Annotated in this window: 17 protein-coding genes; 5 read left to right on the plus strand and 12 right to left on the minus strand. The window is 73.0% G+C overall.

Annotation, left to right across the window (positions count from 1 at the left end; translation table 11 throughout):
• Positions 1-51 precede the first annotated feature (51 nt).
• The 10 genes from JT721_RS04280 to JT721_RS04325 all read right to left on the minus strand — a co-directional run bounded on the left by JT721_RS04280 (position 52) and on the right by JT721_RS04325 (position 14,403).
• The gene (locus tag JT721_RS04280) at positions 52-4,497 is read right to left on the minus strand and encodes a glycoside hydrolase N-terminal domain-containing protein (protein WP_205471649.1); all 4,446 of its coding nucleotides are present in this window, start codon (positions 4,495-4,497) and stop codon (positions 52-54) included.
• Between the two features lie 239 nt (positions 4,498-4,736).
• Entirely contained in the window at positions 4,737-5,342 is a 606-nt protein-coding gene (locus JT721_RS04285; protein ID WP_205471650.1) for an LUD domain-containing protein, read from the minus strand.
• Positions 5,339-6,820, minus strand: coding sequence for a lactate utilization protein B (locus JT721_RS04290; protein ID WP_307827878.1), 1,482 nt, complete (start codon positions 6,818-6,820; stop codon positions 5,339-5,341). The genes JT721_RS04285 and JT721_RS04290 overlap by 4 nt, the downstream gene beginning before the upstream one ends.
• Positions 6,817-7,569, minus strand: a complete 753-nt coding sequence (locus tag JT721_RS04295) for a (Fe-S)-binding protein (RefSeq protein ID WP_205471651.1) — start codon at positions 7,567-7,569, stop codon at positions 6,817-6,819. Before JT721_RS04295 ends, JT721_RS04290 begins: the two co-directional genes overlap by 4 nt.
• 107 nt (positions 7,570-7,676) lie before the next feature.
• Entirely contained in the window at positions 7,677-8,651 is a 975-nt protein-coding gene (locus JT721_RS04300; RefSeq protein WP_205471652.1) for an ABC transporter substrate-binding protein, read from the minus strand.
• Between the two features lie 100 nt (positions 8,652-8,751).
• Positions 8,752-9,765 carry an ABC transporter permease gene (locus JT721_RS04305; protein ID WP_205471653.1) on the minus strand — a complete coding sequence of 338 codons (1,014 nt, stop codon included), beginning with the start codon at positions 9,763-9,765 and terminating at the stop codon, positions 8,752-8,754.
• Positions 9,762-11,342 (minus strand): sugar ABC transporter ATP-binding protein, encoded by a 1,581-nt coding sequence (locus JT721_RS04310; protein WP_205471654.1) that lies wholly within the window; start codon positions 11,340-11,342, stop codon positions 9,762-9,764. The genes JT721_RS04305 and JT721_RS04310 overlap by 4 nt, the downstream gene beginning before the upstream one ends.
• Positions 11,335-12,180, minus strand: coding sequence for an amidohydrolase (locus tag JT721_RS04315; RefSeq protein WP_205471655.1), 846 nt, complete (start codon positions 12,178-12,180; stop codon positions 11,335-11,337). Before JT721_RS04315 ends, JT721_RS04310 begins: the two co-directional genes overlap by 8 nt.
• Positions 12,177-13,127, minus strand: coding sequence for an aldo/keto reductase (locus JT721_RS04320; protein ID WP_205471656.1), 951 nt, complete (start codon positions 13,125-13,127; stop codon positions 12,177-12,179). Before JT721_RS04320 ends, JT721_RS04315 begins: the two co-directional genes overlap by 4 nt.
• Complete coding sequence (locus JT721_RS04325; protein ID WP_205471657.1) at positions 13,120-14,403, minus strand: enolase C-terminal domain-like protein; 1,284 nt, start codon at positions 14,401-14,403, stop codon at positions 13,120-13,122. Before JT721_RS04325 ends, JT721_RS04320 begins: the two co-directional genes overlap by 8 nt.
• Positions 14,404-14,558: 155 nt before the next feature.
• Here JT721_RS04325 and JT721_RS04330 point away from each other — a divergent pair, with 155 nt between their 5' ends.
• From JT721_RS04330 to JT721_RS04350, 5 genes are all read left to right on the plus strand, one after another.
• A complete protein-coding gene (locus JT721_RS04330; protein ID WP_205471658.1) occupies positions 14,559-15,422 on the plus strand; it encodes a fumarylacetoacetate hydrolase family protein in 864 nt (287 codons plus the stop codon).
• Positions 15,419-16,174: an SDR family NAD(P)-dependent oxidoreductase gene (locus JT721_RS04335; protein WP_205471659.1), complete on the plus strand. Its 756-nt coding sequence runs from the start codon at positions 15,419-15,421 to the stop codon at positions 16,172-16,174. The genes JT721_RS04330 and JT721_RS04335 overlap by 4 nt, the downstream gene beginning before the upstream one ends.
• Positions 16,175-16,176: 2 nt before the next feature.
• Positions 16,177-16,503 (plus strand): L-rhamnose mutarotase, encoded by a 327-nt coding sequence (locus JT721_RS04340; RefSeq protein WP_205471660.1) that lies wholly within the window; start codon positions 16,177-16,179, stop codon positions 16,501-16,503.
• A 9-nt stretch (positions 16,504-16,512) separates the two neighbouring features.
• Positions 16,513-17,223, plus strand: a complete 711-nt coding sequence (locus JT721_RS04345) for a FadR/GntR family transcriptional regulator (RefSeq protein ID WP_205471661.1) — start codon at positions 16,513-16,515, stop codon at positions 17,221-17,223.
• A gap of 79 nt (positions 17,224-17,302) precedes the next feature.
• A complete protein-coding gene (locus JT721_RS04350) occupies positions 17,303-17,797 on the plus strand; it encodes a DinB family protein (RefSeq protein ID WP_205471662.1) in 495 nt (164 codons plus the stop codon).
• Between the two features lie 33 nt (positions 17,798-17,830).
• Here the strand turns inward: JT721_RS04350 and JT721_RS04355 are convergent, their stop codons facing one another.
• A complete protein-coding gene (locus JT721_RS04355) occupies positions 17,831-18,319 on the minus strand; it encodes a DUF5994 family protein (RefSeq protein WP_205471663.1) in 489 nt (162 codons plus the stop codon).
• Positions 18,320-18,402: 83 nt separating this feature from the next.
• Positions 18,403-20,262, minus strand: a complete 1,860-nt coding sequence (locus JT721_RS04360) for a glycoside hydrolase family 18 protein (RefSeq protein WP_205471664.1) — start codon at positions 20,260-20,262, stop codon at positions 18,403-18,405.
• Positions 20,263-20,414 lie beyond the last annotated feature (152 nt).

The raw sequence follows: 20,414 nt of genomic DNA on the forward strand, positions 1-20,414 counted from the left end.
GAAGGGGCCACCGAACGTCGTCGGTGGCCCCTCCCCGAGAGCGGCGTACGGCTAGCGCACGCGCACCCAGGCAGCGTCCCGGCTGGGGGCGACCGAGCTGCTGCCGGTGTAGACGGCGCGGACCTTGGCCGGGCCACGCCCGGCCACGCGCACGACGACCGTGGCCCGCCCGCCCCGGACCTTGACCAGGGCCACCGGCTTGCCGCGCACCAGGATCCGCACCCGGCCCGCGACGGGGACGCCCTGCGCCCGGACCCGCACCCGGACGGTCACCGTGCCCCCGCGGCGCACCGACCCCGGCCGCACGGTCGCGGCGGTGGTGCTGGGGGCGCGGCGCACCCGAGCGGTGGGGGCCGCGAGGGCGGTCCCCGCGGCGTGCCCGGGCTTGGTGGCGGTCACGCGCACGGACAATCGCGTCCCCACGTCGGCGCCTCGCACCGCGTAGCGTGCCGTGGTGGCCCCCGGGACGGCCGCACCGTTGCGGAGCCACTGGTAGGCGAAGCCCACGCCGGCCAGGTTCCAGGTGCCGGGGCGGGCGCTGAGCGTCCGACCCACCACCGCCGACCCGGTCATCGAGGGCCGGGCGAGGTTGACCGGCGCCGCCGCCGGGCCCGTGGCACCGACCACCAGCTCGTGCACCGCCGAGGCGTTGCCGAGGGCATCCGCGGCGCGGTAGGTGACGACGTGGGCCTCATCGTCCAGCGTCACCGGGCCCGAGTACGCCGTCCAGGCGCCTCCGTCGACGGCGTACTCCACCGTCGCGACGCCGGATCCCCCGTCGGTGGCCTGGATCGTCACGGTCCGACCCGCCAGCCCCGCCTGGACGGCGGGGGCGTCGCGGTCGACCCGGACCGGTCGGGAGCCCTCGTCGAGCACGGTGTCGCCCGTGCGCACGCGGTAGCCGACGTCGTACTGCCCGTGCGGCAGGGAGACGGGCTGGAGGTACGCCACCCACGGCCCCTCCCCGGCTCGCCACTCGGTGACGACGTCCTCGGTCGCCAGGGTGTGGAGGGTGAGCTGCACGTCAGGACCCCACCAGCCCTTGGCGCGAGCCCCCTCGACCGTCGCCGTCACCTCCGCCGCGGCGGGCGGGTCGAACGCGAGGCTCTCCCACTGGGCGACGTCGGCGGCGGACAGGGCCCGGGCGAAGACCGCGGCCCGGTCGAACGAGGCCGCGATCTTCTGGCCGCCACCCTGGTCCGCACCCAGGCGCAGGGTCGCACCCTCGGCGCAGCCGTTGACACCACGACCGCTGAGCGTCGCGCCCGCGACCCTGGTGCCGTCGACGTAGACGTCGACCACACCGGTCTCGGTGATGGTGACCACCAGGTCGACCCAGGTGCCGACGGGCAGCGTGTAGTTGATGCCGGTGTTCTGCCCGGCGGTGATCAGCCTCATGCTGCCGCTGGGGGTGAGGTCGATGATGACCCCGTCCTCGTCGCCGCCCGAGCCGGTCTTCCAGTCCCAGATCCGTCGGTAGCTGCCGGGACCGGCGACCTTGACCTCGGTCGCGAAGGTGGCCGCCGGCAGGTAGCCCATCGAGGTCGCACCGGCGCTGAGCCAGCCGCCGTTGAGCACCGCGGCGGTGCCGGTCGGGCCCTCTCCGGCGTAGGCCGGCTCCTGTCCACCGAAGGTGGCGTCGCGGCCGTGGACGGAGTCGTCGACCACCGTCGGGCCGGACGTGGGGTCCCAGGCCACCAGCGGCCCGACGTCCGGACCCGCCGGGCACGGGAGCAGTGCGCCCGTCGACACCGAGGCCACGCCGCTGAGCGTCCAGTCGTCCCCGGTCCACAGCGCCTCGAGCCGGCCGGTTCCGGTCGCGGTGGGCTCGCCGACGACCTCGAAGGTCACGGTCCGCTCCTCGCCCGCCGCCAGGGCGGGCACGTCGACCGACCCGGGATCCACCGACCAGCCGTCGGGCACGTCCAGCTCCAGGGTGCTGGCGGCCACCGGCTCCGTCGTGGTGGCGAGGGTCACGTCGACGAGGAACGGGACGTCGGCCTCGATCGTCGCGGGCGCCGACAGCGCCATCGTCACGAGCTGGCTGACGACGTACTCCTCCCCCGCCTCCGCGTCGATCTGCAGCTCGGTGCCGTCGCGGTCGAACTCCACCGCCGTGCCGTCCCCGTCACGCACGGTGACCGGACCGGCGAACGAGGCGCTGGCCACCCGCAGCGGACCGTCGTGCGCAGGCGCCAGGCGCACCTCGGCAGCGCGGCCGGCCTGCCACTCGACGTCGACCGTCACGTCGCCGCGCGCCTTGAGGCCCGTCACCGAGCCGTCGACCCAGGCACTGGGCAGCGCGGGAAGCACGTCGATCACCCCCCGCTGGCTCTGGAGCAGCATCTCGGCGATGCCGGAGGTGGCGCCGAAGTTCCCGTCGATCTGGAACGGCGGGTGCGTGTCCCAGAGGTTGTCCAGGACGCTGCCCTTGAGCAGCTCGCTGAGCATCTTGTGGCTGTGGTCGCCGTCGAGCAGCCGGGCCCAGAAGTTGATCTTCCACGCCTTGCTCCAGCCGGTGCCTCCGTCACCCCGGGCCTCGAGGGACACCCGGGCGGCGTCGAGCAGCTCGTCGTCGCGACCGGGCTGGATCTGGTTGCCCGGGTGGAGCGCGTAGAGGTGGGAGACGTGCCGGTGCTCGTTGCCCGGGTCGTCCCAGTCCTCCTTCCACTCCTGGAGCTGGCCCCACTCACCGACGCGCAGCCCGGGGTCGAGGTCGGCGAGACTCTCGGAGAGCTCCTGCGTGAAGGCTGCGTCGTCGTCACCGACGAGGGCAGCGGCCTCGGTGGTGTTGGTGAACAGGTCCCACACGATCTGCTGCGACATCGACGCGCCCGCCGAGAACGGACCCTGCTCGGGCGAGAAGCTCGGGCTCACCACGAGCTTGCCGTCGCGGGGGTCGGTCACGAGCTCGTCGATCCAGAACTGCGACAGCGCCTTCATCACCGGGTAGGCGCGGTCCTGGAGGAACGCCTCGTCGCGGGTGAACTCGTAGTGCTCCCAGTAGTGGCGGGCGAGCCATGCGCCGGCCTCCGGGAACCAGAACGACGTCGCCCAGTTGTGCAGGCCGGTGAACCCGAACGGGTTGGTCTCGTTGCCGACCGTCCAGCCCCGGTTGCCGAAGATCTCGCTGGCCGACACCTCGCCCGCGGGGACCATCGCGTCGACGTAGTCGAAGAAGGGCTCGGTGGTCTCGCTGAGGTTGGTGACCTCGGCCGGCCAGTAGTTCATCTGCAGGTTGATGTTGACGTGGTAGTCGGCCGACCAGGGCGGGGAGGTCGAGTTGTTCCACACTCCCTGGAGGTTCGCCGGCAGGGACCCGGGCCGCGAGGACCCGATGAGCAGGTACCGCCCGTACTGGAAGAACAGCGCCTCCAGCGCCCGCGCGGCGGCGGGCTCGAGCGTCCCGGCGGCGTAGGCCCCGCGCAGGTCGTCGGTGGGCTGGTCGGGCATGACCTGCTCGAGGTCGAGGTCCACGCGCGAGAACAGACCGTGGTGGTCCTCGACGTGGCGCTGCCGGACCGTCTCGTAACCGGCCGCGACAGCGGCGTCGACCCGTTGGGTCACCGCGGCGTGCGGGTCGGTGCCGCGATAGGTCGGGTAGTCGAACGCGTAGTCCGTGCCGGCCGACAGGACCAGGTCCACCGAGTCGGCGCCCGCAACCGTGACCGAGCCGTCGGCGTTGTCGGTGACGGTGCCGCCCTGGGCCACGACCTGGAGCTGGCCCTCGTACCTCATGCCGTTGTCGTGGAGCGCGCCCTTGAAGGTGATCCGGCCGTCGTCGGCGGTCGCCACCTTGGTGCGGTTGCCAGGTGCGGTCAGGCGTGCGGTGAAGCCGATCCGGCCCGCCTGGTCGGCCTCGAGCCTGGCCGCGATGACGCCGTCCGCCGCGGAGGCGAGGTACTCGCGGGAGTAGGTGACGCCGGCGCTCCGGTACTCCACGCCCGCGACGGCGTCCTCGATGTCGAGGTAGCGCCGGTAGTCCGACGGGTTCGTGGCGGGCAGCCCCTCGAGCGCGAGGTCGGCGAAGACCTGGTAGGAGCCGAACCCGGTCTTGGGCTGGCCGAGGACGCCGGCGACGTACTCCGGCGAGACCTGCTCCTCGTCCTCGATCTTCTGCTGGACCTCCTCGATCGCACCGGGACGCGGGGTCGTCCAGTTGCCGAAGTCGTAGCCCGGCGAGCCGGGACCGCCGGTCCACAGCGACTTCTCGTTGAGGGTCAGCTTCTCGGTGCCGAGGCTGCCGAAGACCGACGCGCCGAGAGCGCCGCTGCCGATCGGCAGCGACTCGCTCTCCCAGTCGGTCGCGGGCTCGTCGTACCACAGGGTGAGCGGGTCGGCGCCCTCCGCGACCTGCTCGGCGGCGGCCGGCCCCGAGGCGGCGACCGTTGACGGACGGGCGGTCGCCGGGGCGACGGCGACCGCACCGACGGCGCTCGCCCCCAGCCCGACCGCAACCACGCCGGCCAGCCAGCGCGCGGTACGGGCGCCGGTCACGCCCGCGGAACGGTGAGATCTCACGGATCTGCTCGCAATCTGCTCGATCGTTCCACGCTGCGCGCTCAACCCGGAACGTTGGTCGGATGTCTGTGCCGCAGACCCTAGGCGACGTCGAAAGGCGTGACAACCATCACACCGGTGATTTCTCCACTGGTGAGCGAGAATGTCTGACTCTTGCCGGCTTTCGAGTTGCGGACGGGTGGCACCTGACTGCCCGAGACATCGGGTGTTTGGGGTCAATCGAGCGGCTGGGCATCGTCCACGACGATGACGTGCAGCGTCCGGGGCCCGTGCACGCCCTCCACCCGCTCCAGCTCGATGTCGCTGGTGGCGGAGGGTCCGCTCACCCAGGTCTGCGGCCGCCGCGGGTCGAGCACGGCCAGGGCGTCCGCGACGTCGAGCACCACCTGACCGGCAGCCACGACGCACACGTGCCGGTCCGGCACCAGGGTCAGGGCCCGACGCCCCTGGCCCGGACCGTGGTCGAGCACGATCGTGCCGGTCTCGGCGATGCCCACCCGCGCCCGGGTCACGACCGCCTCGAACTCCTCCAGCTCGCGCGCTGCCAGACCGGCGTCCTCGACCGCGCCGGCGACCGCGAGGTCCAGCCCCGGGGGGACGACGACGGTGGACGCCGGAGCCAGGGCGGCGGCGACCCGCGCCTCGAGCTCGTCCCGTGCGCAGCGCTCGACCACGGCCCGGTAGTCCGCGACGCGTTCGGCGAAGTGCGCCACGACGTCACGGGGCGGCCGCACCTGCGGAGCGCGGGGCGGGTCCGGAGCCGGCACCACCCCGACCAGGGCGGCCCGCACGGCAGCGAGCACCTCCTCGCGGGCGCTCACCGGGTGCCTCCCCCGGTGCGGCGCCACCAGGCGCGGAACGACTCCCTCGGGGGCCGGGGCAGGTCGCGGGCACCGGTCCACCGGCGCAGACCGGGCCAGCCCGCGCCGCGTCGGGCCGCTCGGAGGCCGACACCGGTGAACCGCTCCGCGAACCCGAGCCGGCCCTCGTCGGCGAGCGTCGCTGCGGCCAGCCTCATCACCACCGCCTCCCCGGAGCGCCTCCGTCCACGGTGCGCGTCGACCACCTGGGCACGCTGGTCGACCAGCACCGAGGGGATGTCGATCCGCACGGGACAGACCTCGAAGCAGGCACCGCAGAGGGTCGAGGCGTAGGGCAGCGAGTCCACCTGGTCGTCGTGACCGACGCCGTTCAGCAGCGGGTTCAGGATCGCGCCGATCGGACCCGGGTAGACCGATCCGTAGGCGTGGCCACCCGTCCGCTCGTAGACCGGGCAGACGTTGAGGCAGGCCGAGCAGCGGATGCACCGCAACGCCTGACGACCCACCTCGTCGGCGAGGGCGCGGGTCCGCCCGTTGTCGAGCAGGACCACGTGCACCTCCCCGGGTCCGTCGCCCGCTGCGGTGCCCGACCAGGTCGACGTGTAGGGGTTCATCCGCTCACCGGTCGACGACCGTGGCAGCAGCCGCAGCATGGGGTCGAGCTGCTCCCAGGTGGGCACCACCTTCTCGATGCCCACGACCGACACCAGCACCTCGGGGAGGGTCAGGCACATCCGTCCGTTGCCCTCGGACTCGACCACGACCAGGGTTCCGGTCTCGGCGACCGCGAAGTTGGCGCCGGAGACCGCCATCCGGGCGCTCAGGAACTTCTCCCGGAGGTGGCTGCGGGCCGCGGCGGCCAGGGCCGCGGGCTCGTCACCGAGCCCGTCGGGAGCGGCGCGGCCGACCTCCTTCATCCGACGGAGGAAGATCTCCCGGACCTCGGCCCGGTTGCGGTGGATCGCGGGCACCAGGATGTGGGAGGGAAGGTCCTCGTCGAGCTGCACGATGAGCTCGGCGAGGTCGGTCTCCCAGGCCGCGACCCCCTCGGCCTCGAGCGCCTCGTTGAGCCCGATCTCCTGGGTGACCATCGACTTGACCTTGACCACCTCGCGCACCCCGTGGGCTCGCGCCACCGCAGCCACGACCGAACAAGCCTCCGCGGCGTCGCGGGCCCAGTGCACGGTGGCGCCGTTGGCGACGAGCTCGGCCTCGAGCCGCTCCAGGTGCTCGGGGAGCGACCGGAGGGCGGCCTCCTTGACGGCTGCGCCTGCACGTCTCAGCGCCTCCCACCCGCCCAGACCCTGCGGGTCCGCGGCCGAGGTGGGAACGGCGGCATCGACCTCCTCGACCAGCCGCTGCCGCTTCGCTCGGATGGTCGCGGTGGCCTGACCCAGGTTGTGCCTGAGCTGCGCGTCACCGAGGGCCCGACGCGCGGCGACGGGGAACGTCGGCATCCCCACGAAGGTGCCGGTCACGCCGGCTCCCCCCACACGTCGCCCTCCGTGGAGGCGAGGACCTGGGCGAGGTGTGCGACCCGCACGCCGGCCCGCTGCCGGGTCAGCATGCCGCCGAGGTGCGTCAGGCACGAGGTGTCGCCCGCGACCAGGACCTCCGCACCCGTGCCTCGCACGTGCCTGACCTTGTCGAAGCCCATGGCCACCGAGGTGTCGGCGTTCTTCAGCGCGAAGGTGCCGCCGAAGCCGCAGCACTCCTCCGCCGCGGGTAGGTCGACGAGCCTCAGCCCCCGCACCGCCTCGAGCAGGCGCCGGGGCCGGTCGCCCACGCCCAGCATCCGCAGCGAGTGGCAGGTGGGGTGGTAGGTGACGGTGTGGGGGTAGTAGGCGCCCACGTCGGTGACGCCGAGCACGTCGACGAGCAGCTCGGACAGCTCGTGGACCCGCGACGAGACCTCCTCGACCGCCGTGGCCAGTCCCGGATCCCCCGCCCGGCGCGCGACGAGGGCGTGCTGGTGGCGCACCGAACCTGCGCACGACCCGGAGGGGACCACGACCGCGTCGTGACTCTCGAAGGTCCGGACGAAGGACCTCACCAACGGGACGGCCTCGTCGAGGTAGCCGGTGTTCACCAGGGGCTGGCCGCAGCAGGTCTGGGCCAGGGGGAAGTCCACGTCCACCCCGAGGCGGCGCAGCAGGGACACCACCGCCTGCCCGGTGCCGGGGCGCAGGGCGTCGTTGAGACACGTGACGAGGAGCGCGACGCGCACGGGACCTCCGGGGCTCGAGGGCGGGGAGACAGGCGTGCCGGGTCGGGAGGAGCGCGCTTCCCGACCCGGCACGGTCTGGTGCGGTCGGCCGCCGCGGCGGCGGACCGTCAGTTGTAGAGGACGGCCTGGATCTCCGGGTCGTCGATGTTGCTCTTGTCGTACCAGTAGAAGCCGGTGTCGATGCTCTCCGGCAGCTCCTCCCCGTCGATCGCGGCCACCGCCGCCTTGACGAGCTCCTCGCCCATGCCCACCGGGTTCTGGGTGATGGCGCCGGCCTCGACACCGGAGGTGATGGCGTCGATCTGGGCCTGGCCCGAGTCGAAGCCGACGACGGTCACGCCCTCGGCACCGGCCTCTTCCACGCCCTTGACCGCGCCGATGGCCGAGCCCTCGTTGGCGCCGTAGATGCCCTTGAGGTCGGGGTTGGCGGCCAGGAAGGACTTGGCGATGTCGGCCGACTTCGCCTGGTCGCCCTCGCCGTACTGGACCGGGAGCAGCTCGACGTCAGGAGCGTTCTCCTCCATCCACTGCACGAAACCGTCCCGACGCTGCTGACCGGTGAGGCTGGTCTGGTCGTGCACGATCATCGCAACCTTGCCGGATCCGCCGATGAGCTCGCTCATGTGCTTCGCCGCCTCGGCGGCGGCGGCGAGGTTGTCGGTCGCCGCCGTGGTGACGGGGATGTCGCTCTCCACGCCCGAGTCGAACGCGATCACGGGGATGTCCTCCTGCTGGGCCTGCTCCAGCAGCGGGGCTGCGGCCTGGCTGTCGAGCGCGGCGAACCCGATGGCATCCGGCTTCTTGGCCAGGGCGTTGGTGAGCATGGTGATCTGCTCCTCCACCTCGGTCTCGGCCGCCGGCCCCTCGAAGGTGATGCGGACGTCCTGGCGCTCGGCCTCCTGCTCGGCGCCCTCCTTGACGGCCTGCCAGAACTGGTGCTGGAAGCCCTTCGAGACGATGGCGATGTACGGCTCGTCGCCGCCTCCGCTCCCGCCCGACGAGCTGTCGTCCGAGCCACAGGCGCTGATGGCGAGCGCGAGGGTGCCGACCGCAGCCGCGGCCGCCCAACGACGGATCTTCATTCCGGTGTACTCCTCTTGTGGTGCGGGTCCGGGTGGACCTGGTGATGTCTCGCCGCCCGAGGTGGACGAGTGGGTGTGAGAGTGCTCGGGAGTCGCAGCGCTAGGCCTCCTTCTTGCGGGCCATGTCCGCGTAGACGGCGACGAGGATGACGACGCCGAGGATGACGCTCTGCCACTCCTGGGCGATCGACAGCAGCTGGAGCCCGTTGTTGAGGACGGAGATGATCAGGGCGCCGATCACGGTGCCGAGGATGGTGCCCTTGCCGCCGGACAGGGACGTGCCGCCGATGACGACCGCAGCGATGGCCTGGAGCTCGTAGCCCATGCCGGTGGCGGGCTGGGCCGACCCCAACCGGGCGGAGATCATCACCCCGGCGAGGCCGATGAAGAGGCCGGCGAGCGTGTAGACGGCGATCTTCCAGCGCCCCACCCGGATGCCCGACAGCTCGGTGGCCTGCTCGTTGCTGCCGATCGCGTAGGTGTAGCGGCCGAGCACGCTCCGGCCCAGCAGGAGCGCGGCCAGGACGCAGACGACGAGCAGGATGAGCACGGCGTTGGGCAGCCCCGGCACCAGCTCACCGGTGGAGATCTTCACGTAGCCCGGGGTCTCGGTGAAGTAGATGGGCGTGCTGTCGGAGATGACCAGCGCCAACCCCTCGGCCACCAGCATCATGGCCAGGGTCGCGATGAACGGGGGCAGCCGCAGCACCGCGACGTTGAAGCCGTTCACGAAGCCGACCAGGCCCCCGAAGAGGATGGCCAGCACGACGCCCAGGACCATCGGCACGCCGAGGTTGACGATGAAGACGCCCGACATCACCGCGCACAACGCCATGCCGGTGCCGATCGAGAGGTCGATGCCGCCGGTGATGATGACGAAGGTGGTGCCGACGGCCAGGCAGCCGATCACGACCGTGCTGAAGAGGATGCTGGTGATGTTGTCCCAGGTGAAGAAGATCGGGCTGGCGAAGCTGAAGTAGGCGCCGATCACGATCAGGCTCGCGAAGGCCAGCAGCTGCTGCAGCCGGTCCTTGATCGCAGCGGCCCGGCCGCCGCCGGTCTCGCCGGGGGGTGCCAGCGCCGGCGCCGGGCCGCTGATCTCGGTGGTGTTCATGCGTGGGTCGCTCCTTCGCCGGGGGACGGGGTCGGGGGGCTGGTGGGGGTGGCGGCCAGCGCGACGCTCGGGTCGTCGGCGCTGGCCGGGCGCAGCGTGGCCAGGTGCATGACCGACTCCTGGGTGGCCTCGTGGTGGTCGAGCACGCCGCTGACGCGGCCCTCGGCCATCACGACCACGCGGTGCGACATGCGGAGCACCTCGGGCAGCTCCGAGCTGATCATGATGATCGACTTGCCGGACTCGGCGAGCTCGTTGAGCAGCGCGTAGATCTCGGCCTTGGCCCCGACGTCGATCCCGCGGGTCGGCTCGTCGAAGATCAGGATGTCGCAGTCCTTGACCAGCCACTTGGCGATGACCACCTTCTGCTGGTTCCCGCCCGAAAGGTTCTTGGTGGTCTGGTTCTCCGACGGCGTCTTGATGCGGAGCCGGGCGATCATCTCCCGGGCGCCGGCCCGGATGCCGCGGCCGCGCACCCAGCCGGCGGTGCTGTAGCGCTCGCTGAGCGACGGCAGCGCGATGTTGGTGCTGACGTCCTGCTCCAGCAGGAGGCCGAGGTGCTTGCGGTCCTCGGAGAGGTAGCCGATGCCCAGGCGCGCGGCGTCGGCGGGGTTCCGGATCGTCACCGGCCGTCCCGCGAGCTCGAGTCGCCCGGTTCGTCGGTCGGCGCCCACGATGGCGCGGGCGACCTCGGTCCGGCCCGCACCCATCAGACCGGCGAAGCCGAGGATCTCACCGCGACGGAGGTCGAAGGAGACGTCCCTGAGCAGCGACCTGGTGCTGAGCCCCCGGACCGACAGCACGACCTCGCGGTCGTCGCGCACGTTGACCGGTCGGCCCTCGTCGACCAGCTCCCGGCCGACCATCAACGACACCACTTCGGCGACGCTGGTGGCGGCGGTGTCCACCGTGCGCACGAACCGGCCGTCGCGGATCACGGTGATCCGGTCACTGATGACCTTCAGCTCGTCCATCCGGTGGGAGATGTAGATGACCCCGGTCCGCGGGGTCGTGAACCGTCGGATCAGCCCGTGGAGGGTCTCCACCTCGGCGTCGTTGAGCGCTGCGGTCGGCTCGTCCATGATCAGCACCTTCGGCTCGTGAGCCAGTGCCTTGGCGATCTCGACCATCTGCTGCTTGGCGACGGTCAACGAGCCCACGCCCTGGCGCGGGTCGAGCCGGATACCCAAGCGATCCAGCAGCTCGCCGGCCTGGGCGTTGAGGGCACGCTCCGAGAGGCCCACCCGGGCCCGGCGGGGCTCGCGCCCGATGAAGATGTTCTGCGCGACGGTCAGGTGCGGCATCAGGTTGAACTCCTGGTGGATGATGCTCACGCCGCTCGCCAACGCCGTCCGCGCATCCGCGGGGCGGTAGGGCTCGCCCTCCAGGCGGAACTCACCTGCGTCGGGGCTGTGGACGCCCGACAGCAGCTTCATCAGCGTGGACTTGCCGGCGCCGTTCTCACCGACGAGCGCGAGGACCTCACCGTGGCGCAGGTCGAGGCGCATGTCGCTCAGGGCCTGGACCCCCGGAAAGCCCTTGGTCACCCCCGAGGCCTCGAGGAGCAGCTCAGCCATGGAGTTCCCTCCCGTAGGTCCTGGTCGCGGTGCCGCGCCAGATCGCGGCCCGCTCGTCGGGCGCCAGCGTGTCGACGAGGGCGCGGGTGGCCTCGTGCACCGCGGCGTAGCCGCCGACACCCACCGTCATCGGCCAGTCGCCGCCGTACATCAACCGGTGCGGTCCGAACGCGTCGAGGGCCACGTCGAAAACCGGCCGCAGGGCCGCGGCGGTCAAGGGCTGTCCCGGCTGCTGGAGGCCGGAGAGCTTGGCCACGGTGCTCGGGTGTGCGGCCACGGCGCGCAGGGACCTCTCCCACGCGGCCAGCTCGTCGTGGTCACCGCCTCGCGGCGGCTTGCCGAGGTGGTCGACGACGACCACCAGCTCGGGCAGGTCCCCGGCCAGCCGGGCCACTGCGTCGAGGTGCGTCGGCCACGCGTCGGGCACGTCGAGCGGCAGCCCGCGCTCGACGAGCAGGCCCAGGCTGCGTCGCACCTCGGACAGGTCGAGGAAGTCGGCGCGGGGGTCGTCGTGGACCAGGTGCCGGATGCCCCGCAGGGCCGGGCCGGCCAGCTCGTCGAGCTGGTCTCGCGCCGAGCCCGGGTCGTCGAGGGCGACCCACCCGACGACGCCGTGCACCCAGTCGTGGCGCTGGGCGACGTCGAGCAGCCACCGCGTGTCGGCGAGCGAGTCCGCGGCCTGCACGAGAACGGCCGTGCGCACGTCGGCCGTGGTCAGCTCGCGACCCGCCTCGTCGGGCAGGAACGACCGGTGCAGCGGACCGTGCTGGGGCCCGAGCCAGGGGTAGTCGCAGCGCTCGAGGTCCCACACGTGCAGGTGGGCGTCGACGACGGTCACGAGCCCACCGGCTTCCGCTCGGTCAGCGCGTGCCACAGCTCGTCGGGCACCTCGACCTCGAGCAGGGCACGGTTGGCGGCGACCTGTCCGGGTCGATCGGCGCCGACCACGACGCTGCGGACCGAGGAGTGGCGCAGCGGCCACTGCAGTGCGGCGGCGGCCACCGGGACGCCGTACGCCGCGCAGGCGTCGTGCAGGTGGCGGGCGCGGGCGAGCACCCGCTCCGGCGCGGCCGCGTAGTCGTAGGTGGCGCCGGGGACGGGCGGGCCGGTGAGCAGCCCGCCGTGGAACACCGCTGCTGCCACGACGGCCACCGAGTGCTCGGCACAGCGGGGCAGCAGCTCCTCGGCCGCGCGCTGGTCGAGCAGGGTCCAGCGGCCCGCCACCATGAGCTCGTCCACCTCCTCGCGACCGGCCGCCTCGACGAGGGCCAACAGGTCCATCGAGCCGACCCCGACGGCGCCGACGAGGCCCTCCTCACGCAGCCGGGCCAGGGCGGGCAGACCGCTGTCGAGGGCAGCACGCAGGTCCCAGCGCTCGGGGTCGTGGAGGTAGGCCACGTCGATCCGGTCGGTGCCGAGGCGGCACAGTGACTCCTCGAGGGTGGCTCGGATGCCGTCGGGGGTGAAGTCCCAGACCCGGCGGGCGTCCGCGGGCACCAGGAAGCCCTCGTCGTCAGCGGCCCCCGCGGCCTGCTGCGCCTCGAGCCGACGGCCCACCTTGGTGGAGATCCGCACGTCGTCGCGGGCGCGCCCGGCCAGGAACCGCCCGATCCGGCGCTCGGAGAGCCCGAGGCCGTAGTGAGGTGCGGTGTCGAGGAGTCGGACGCCCTCGTGCCAGGCCTCGTCGAGGATCGCGGCGGCGGCGTCGTCGTCGAGGGCGACCCGGTGGTTCCCGAGGCCGGCGCCTCCCAGTCCGAGGCGTGGCGCGGTAGCTGGCTCAGTCACGGGCATGACGATGGACCTCGATCGACTCGGCCACCATCTCGGCCCCGGACCCCGGGGCCACCGGGGCCCGGTAGCGGCCGTCCTCGATGACCACGGGGGTCACGAAGTGCTCGTGGAGGTGGTCCACGAACTCGATCATCCGGCCCTCCGCGGTGCCGGACACGGCGACGAAGTCGAACATCGACAGGTGCTGGACGGCCTCGCACAGGCCCACGCCGCCCGCGTGCGGGCAGACCCGCACCCCGAACTTGGCGGCCAGGAGCAGCATGGCGACGTTCTCGTTGACACCGGCGACCCGGGTGGCGTCGAGCTGCAGGACCTCGAGCGCCCCGGCCTGGAGGAACTGCTTGGCCATCACCCGGTTGGCCATGTGCTCCCCCGTCGCGACCGGGATCGGCGAGACCCCGCGTGCGATGGCGGCGTGTCCGAGCACGTCGTCGGGGTTGGTGGGCTCCTCGATCCAGGCGACGTCGAACGGCGCCAGGGCGGCCATCCACTCGACGGCCTCGTCGACCTCCCACCGCTGGTTGGCGTCGACGGCGATGGCCACGTCGGGCCCGACCGCCTCGCGCGCCAGTGCCAGGCGGCGCACGTCGTCGGCGACGTCGGCCCCGACCTTGAGCTTGATCTGTCGGAAGCCGTCGGCGACCGCCTCGCGGCAGAGCCGGACGAGCTTGTCGTCGTCGTAGCCGAGCCACCCGGGCGTCGTCGTGTACGCGGGGTAGCCGCTCTCCAGCAGCCGCTCGGTCCGCTCCGCGCGACCCGGCACCGCCTTCTCGAGGATCTCCAGCGCCTCGTCCGGCGTCAGCACGTCGCCGAGGTAGCGGAAGTCGACGAGCGCCACCAGCTCCTGGGGACTCATCCGGCCCAGCAGCTGCCACAGCGGGAGGCCTGCCCGCTTCGCCTTGAGGTCCCACAGGGCGTTGACGACGGCGCCGACAGCCATGTGCATGACGCCCTTCTCGGGGCCGAGCCAGCGGAGCTGCGAGTCGTGGACGAGCCGCTTCCAGAGCCCGCCGAGGTCGCCGAGCACCTCGTCGACGTCGAGGCCCACCAGGTAGGACTCGAGGCTCGCCACGGCAGCGAGCTGGACGTCGTTGCCCCGTCCGATCGTGAAGACGAAGCCGTGGCCGACGTGCCCGTCGGCATCGTCGGTCTCGAGCCGGACGTAGGCGGCCGAGTAGTCGGGGTCGGGATTCATGGCGTCGGAACCGTCGAGCGTCTGCGACGTCGGGAACCGGACGTCGTCGGTACGCATCGCGGTGATCTTGCTCAACCTGCACGCTCCTCGCTGGTGATCGGGCTCACACCGTAGACATCGGATGTTTGGTGCGTCAAGATGCTTCTCAGGCACGCAGCGCGGGTGCAATACCCGAAGTGCGCAACCAGAGATCGGATCTGTGCGACGCAGACCCAGAGAAGGAGCAGCACGTGAAACTCGCACGCCTGGGCCCGGCCGGGGCCGAGGTCCCGGTCGTCGTGACCGACCGGGGCCCGCTGGACGCTCGCCCGGTCACCGTCGACTACGACGCGGCCTTCTGGGCCGGCGGAGGACCGGCGCGGCTCCGCGAGGCGCTCGACGCGGACCGGCTGACGCCGCTCGCGGGAGCGGACGACCTGCGGGTCGGGCCGCCGATCGCCCGACCCGGCGCGATCATCTGCATCGGCATGAACTACGCCGCGCACGCCGCCGAGTCCGGCAGCACCCCACCCGCGGTGCCCATCATCTTCCTCAAGACGCCGAACACCGTCGTCGGGCCTCACGACGACGTCCGGATCCCCCGCGGCAGCACGCGCACCGACTGGGAGGTCGAGCTCGGCGTGGTGATCGGCCGGCGAGCGTCCTACCTCGACTCCCCGGAGCAGAGCCTCGAGCACGTGGCCGGCTTCGTCGTGGCCAACGACCTGTCGGAGCGGCAGTTCCAGCTCGACGACTCCGGGGGCCAGTGGAGCAAGGGCAAGTGTGCCCCCGGGTTCAGTCCGCTCGGCCCCTGGCTGGTGACGCCCGACGAGGTCGACCACCAGGCCCTGGCGCTGCGCAGCTGGGTCAACGGCGAGCCCCGCCAGGACTCCACGACCGCCGACCAGATCTTCTCCGTGGCGCACGTCGTCCACCACCTGAGCCAGTACCTCGCACTCGATCCCGGCGACGTGGTGCTGACCGGCACCCCGGAGGGAGTGGCCCTGTCGGGCCGCTTCGCCTACCTCGCCGCCGGCGACGTGGTCGAGGTGGAGATCGAAGGGCTGGGCCGGCAGCGCCAGCTGATGGTGGCCCCCGAGGGGACCGGCCGATGAGCGGGGAGTACGCGGGGCTGGTGGCGGCCGTCACCGGCGGCGCCTCCGGTATCGGTGCCGCGGTCGTCGCCGAGCTCGCCGCTCGCGGCGCCCGGGTGGCCGCGCTCGACCTGGCACCCGAGGGAGTGCCCGAAGGCGTCCTCGGCGTCCGGGCTGACGTCACCGACGACGCGTCGGTGCGCGCCGCGGTGGACCGCGTGGTCGCGGAGCTCGGGGCCCTGGACGTGCTGGTCAACAACGCCGGCGTCGGCGCGCAGGGCACCGTCGAGGACGACGCCGACGGCGACTGGCACCGGGTCCTCGACGTCAACGTGGTCGGGATGGTGCGCACCACCCGTGCGGCGCTGCCGCACCTGCGCGCATCACGCTCGGCCGCGGTGGTCAACATGGGTTCGATCGCAGCCACCGCCGGCCTGCCGCAGCGAGCCCTCTACAGCGCCAGCAAGGGCGCGGTGCACGCGCTCACCCGGGCGATGGCGGCCGACCACGTGCGGGAGGGGATCCGGATCACGTGCGTGGCTCCCGGCACGGTCGACACCCCGTGGGTCCAGCGCCTGCTGGCCGCGGCCACGGACCCCGAGGCCGAGCGCGCGGCCCTCGAAGCCCGGCAGCCGCACGGCCGCCTGGTCAGTGCCGAGGAGGTCGCGGTCACGGTCGCCTACCTGGCCAGTCCACGCTCCGGCTCGACCACCGGCACCGTGGTCCACGTCGACGGCGGCATGCAGGACCTGCGCCTGCGCCCGCGCTCCTGACCGTGCAGACCGTCGCACTGCACACCGTGCTGCGGGCCGGGCACGAGGCCGACTACGCCGCCGTTCACCGCACCATCCCCGACGAGGTCGCTCGGGCACTCCGGGAGCACGGCGTGCAGGACTGGCGGATCTGGGTCGACGGCCGCGACGTCTTCCACCTCGTCGAGGTCGAGGACCACCAGCGGATGCGGGCCGCGCTCCGGCACCTGCCCGCGAACGTGGAGTGGCAGGCGACGGTGGCGCCGTACTTCGAGGTCCCCGACGACTACGGTGGCGACGACCCGGTGGTGACGCTCCTGTGGAGCCTCGCCGACCAGCTGCGAAAGTAGGATGCGCCGATGGCAGTGACCGACGAGGCGATCCTCAAGATCAAGGACATGCTGCTGGGGGGCGAGCTGCGCCCCGGGGACAGGCTGCCGCCGGAGAAGGAGCTGAGCGAGCGACTGGGACTCTCCCGCAACTCCCTGCGGGAGGCGGTGAAGGCCCTCGAGCTGATCCGGGTCCTCGACGTGCGACGCGGCGACGGGACGTTCGTCACCAGCCTCGAGCCGCGGCTGCTGCTGGAGGCGATGTCGTTCGTGGTCGACCTCCACGAGGACCACACGATCCTCGACCTGTTCGAGGTCCGCCGGATCCTGGAGCCCTCCGCCGCGGTGATGGCCACGGCCAGGGCGACTGCGTCGGACCTCGCCAGGCTGACCGACATGCTCGACGAGGTGGGGCCGGAGACGTCGGTGGAGGACCTCGTCGCCCACGACATCACCTTCCACGGGTTCATCAGCGAGCTGTCCGGCAACGCCTACCTCAGCACGCTCCTGGAGAGCCTGTCCGGCCGCACGCTGCGGGCCAGGATCTGGCGCGGCCTCACCGAGGAGCACAGCGTCGAGCGCACGCTTGCCGAGCACCGGGCCATCGTCGACGCGATGGCGCTGGGCAACACCGACCTGGTGCGGTCGTGGGTGACCGTGCACATCAGCGGTGTGGAGTCGTGGCTGCGCCGGGCCGGGCAGACCACCGAGGGGTGGCAGGACCCCGTCCCGGCCTCCTAGGTCTCCGATCCCCGGCTGGGCCGCCGGGGATCACGGCCCCCGGTGGCGGGAACAGGCCGGGCACCCACGAGGAGGACAGGTGTTCGAGACCCAGCGCAGGCCGGTGCCACGACGTGCGGCCGACGAGATCGAGAACGCGCTGATGTTCATCGGCTTCCAGCGCGAGGCCGTGCTCATCAAGTGCGAGGACCTCGACGAGGAGCAGCTGCGGCGGGTGCTGGTGCCGAGCGGCACCAACCTGCTCGGGCTGGTGCAGCACATGACCACGGGTGAGGAGTGGTGGTTCCAGCACCACGTGGCCGGGGAGCTGCGCGACCGGGAGTTCGACTTCGGCATGGACGTGCCCGAGGACGTCCGCCCCGAGCAGGTGCTCGACGGGTACCGCGCGGCCTGCGCCCGGGCCGACGCGATCGTGCGCGCGGTGGGCGACCCCGACGCGCTCACGACGCTGCCGGTCGAGGACCAGCGGCTGCCGCTGCGGTGGGTGCTGGGGCACGTCCTCGCCGAGACCGCCCGGCACGCCGGGCACGCCGACATCCTGCGCGAGCTGCTCGACGGCACGACCGGCCGCTGAGCCGCTGGGCTGCGCCCACGTCGCTCCCGGGGCTCAGCCGACGCGGGGGTCGTCGTGCCAGTGGTCGGCCGGGTCGACGTCGGGGTGCTCGGTCACGGTGTCGAGCAGCGACGCCGCGGAGTGCCGGTTGCCGCGCGTGGCGGCGGCGAGCAGCGCCTCGTCGCCCTGGTCGGCCGTGAAGGGCGGGGGCACGACCAGCAACCGCAGCACCCGGTCGGTGGTCTCGACCTCGACGACGTGCGGGTCGTCCTCGAGCACCGGCAGCACCTCGACGCTGCGGTCGCCCGTGGTCGTGCTGCGCGGGGCGTCGTCCCAGTCGGCGGGCGAGCACAGCACCCGCTCCACGACGCCGTGCGCGGCCGGCAACCCGGCGAGGAGCGACACGAGCTCGACCTCGAGCCGGCGGCTGCGCGGCCACCAGCCGCCGTCGAGCTGGTCGTGCCCGGGGTGGTCGGCCAGCCGGAGCCGCAGCGGCTCCCGGGAGGTGGCGTCGGGTGGGGTGGGCCCGTCCGGCGTCGGCATGCGGTCCTCTCGCCAGCGCCGGGACGCCCTCGCTGGGGTCCTCGGCGTCGTGCCCCTGATCCTACGCCGAACCGGCCCGCGGCTCAGTCGAGGAACGCCGCCTCGACCGCGTCGAGCAGCGGGTTGGACCCGTCGGGCAGGGCGCCGTAGTTGACGGTCCACAGGATGGTGCCGCCGATGCCGGTGTCGCGGACCCACTCGCCCTTGGCGGCGATGGAGCGCTCGTCCTCGTAGGACAGGAAGCCGGCCCGGCTCGCGCCCGGGTCGACCTCCGGCCGGTACCCCCCGCCGGGGTAGCTGCGGTAGGTGGAGCTGGCGACGACGTCCCAGCCGAGCACGCCGTGGCTGAGGTAGCCCTTGCGGTGCAGCTCGGAGTAGCTCAGCGCGTTGTCGTCGGTCTCGAAGGTGTCGTTGTCCTCGGTGTCCTGCCGGGGGCCGGTGACGCCCGGCCCGTAGTAGATGCCGAAGAACCCGATCCCGATGCCGAGCCGGTGCCGTGGCACCCCGGTGGCGACGTAGGCGTCGATGCTGCTGGAGAGGTCGATCGGCGTCTCGTCGGTGGCGCCCGCGATCGGTCCGGTGAACCACGAGAGCCAGCCGCTGCCCGACCAGGCCGTGCCGACGCCGTAGGACATCAGGTTGTACTGGTCGACCGCGAGCGCGACGTCGGCCTGCCAGCGCGCGACCTTGCCGTCGTCGAGGTCGTTGATGCTGACGGCGTAGCCGGGGAACGTGATCAGGGCCGACTCCTCGGCGTAGCGGGCGCGGGTGCTGGTCTCGGCGCGCAGGTCGGCGATCAGCGTCATCAGCCGGGCGCGGGCGGCTGCCGCGCTCACGGGCGCGGTGCCCGGCGCCTCCCCGCAGTCGCGCTCGCCGCCGAGGCAGTTCTCCCAGTCGACGTCGACGCCGTCGTAGTCGTGGGCGACGAGGTAGTCGACGACGTTCTCGACGAACCTGGCCCGCAGTGCGGGCGTGGCGGTGGAGCGCAGGAACCCGTCGCCGTCGTCACCGTCGCCGCCGAGCATCAGCAGGGCCTTGCCGCCCGTCGCGTGCACCCGGTCGACGAGGTAGTCCTCCACCGGACCGCCGCCGGGGGCGGTGCCGGTGTCGTGGGCGGTGCCGGCGCCCTCGACGACCTGGCCGGCCTGGCCGCCGAGCGACCCGCCGCCGGGCGCCACCCGGCCGAAGACGAGGTGGGTCATCGCCGCGGTGTCGACCTCCTCGGGCGCGTACTCCTGGTCCCAGTACCAGCCGGCGTAGTAACCGGTGACCCACGGGTCGCCGGTCACCTCCGGCAGCACCCGCACCACGACGGGCGGTGTGGGACGCTCACGCCAGGCCCGGGTCGGGAGCGCGCGCAACCGCAGGGTCGCCGTGGCGGGCAGCCGCAGCTGTTGCGCCACCACACCGCCGGGCCCCTGGGTCGTGGCCGCGAGGCGCACCCACCGCTGGCCGAGCCGCCGCTCCACCACGACGCGTCGGCCCGGCACGGCCGGGGCGAAGGAGCCGCGGACGTCGACCACGCCGCTGGCCGGCACGCTGGCCGCGGCGCGCAGCACCGCCCGCTGCCGGACGCCGACGACCCGTCGCACCGGGGATCGGTACGCCGGCAGCCGGCCCGCCGCGGGGGCCACCACCCGGTAGCGGCGCACCCCGGCCCGCACGGCGACGCGGACGGCGTAGCGACCGGTCGCGGCGGTGCGGGCACGGCGCACGCTGGTCCAGCCGGAGCCGACGCGCACCTGCACGACCACCCGGCGTACGACGCGCTGGGGCACCCGGCCGGCCAGGCGCAGCGAGGTGCCGACTTCGCGGGTCTCCGCGGCCCGCTGCGTGGTGGCGGCGCGGGTCTCGGGCGCCGCGTGGGCGGTCGACGAGGTGGCGGCCAGGCCGCCGACGAGCAGGGCGGCCGCGGCCGCCCCGGAGATGATCCTGCTGAGCACGGTGTGTCCCTCCCCGGACGAATCCACCGCCTCCCGCGGTGGGCGCCCATTCTGACCGGGGACGCGCGTCGGGGGGGGGGCGGACAGGCGGTTGGGCCCGCCCCCCGGGGGGGGCCCCCTTACTCCCGGGGCCGGCGCGCGGGCGCGGCCGA

Origin of the sequence: Nocardioides sp. SYSU D00038, from assembly GCF_016924665.1 — a bacterium.
Taxonomy (GTDB): Bacteria; Actinomycetota; Actinomycetes; order Propionibacteriales; family Nocardioidaceae; genus Nocardioides.

What these genes read in the sequence shown, in the direction of transcription:
- JT721_RS04355 (WP_205471663.1), bottom strand. Translation starts at nt 18,319, where the DNA reads ATGCCGACGCCGGACGGGCCCACCCCACCCGACGCCACCTCCCGGGAG.
- JT721_RS04305 (WP_205471653.1), bottom strand. Translation starts at nt 9,765, where the DNA reads ATGAACACCACCGAGATCAGCGGCCCGGCGCCGGCGCTGGCACCCCCC.
- JT721_RS04300 (WP_205471652.1), bottom strand. Translation starts at nt 8,651, where the DNA reads ATGAAGATCCGTCGTTGGGCGGCCGCGGCTGCGGTCGGCACCCTCGCG.
- JT721_RS04345 (WP_205471661.1), top strand. Translation starts at nt 16,513, where the DNA reads ATGGCAGTGACCGACGAGGCGATCCTCAAGATCAAGGACATGCTGCTG.
- JT721_RS04310 (WP_205471654.1), bottom strand. Translation starts at nt 11,342, where the DNA reads ATGGCTGAGCTGCTCCTCGAGGCCTCGGGGGTGACCAAGGGCTTTCCG.
- JT721_RS04335 (WP_205471659.1), top strand. Translation starts at nt 15,419, where the DNA reads ATGAGCGGGGAGTACGCGGGGCTGGTGGCGGCCGTCACCGGCGGCGCC.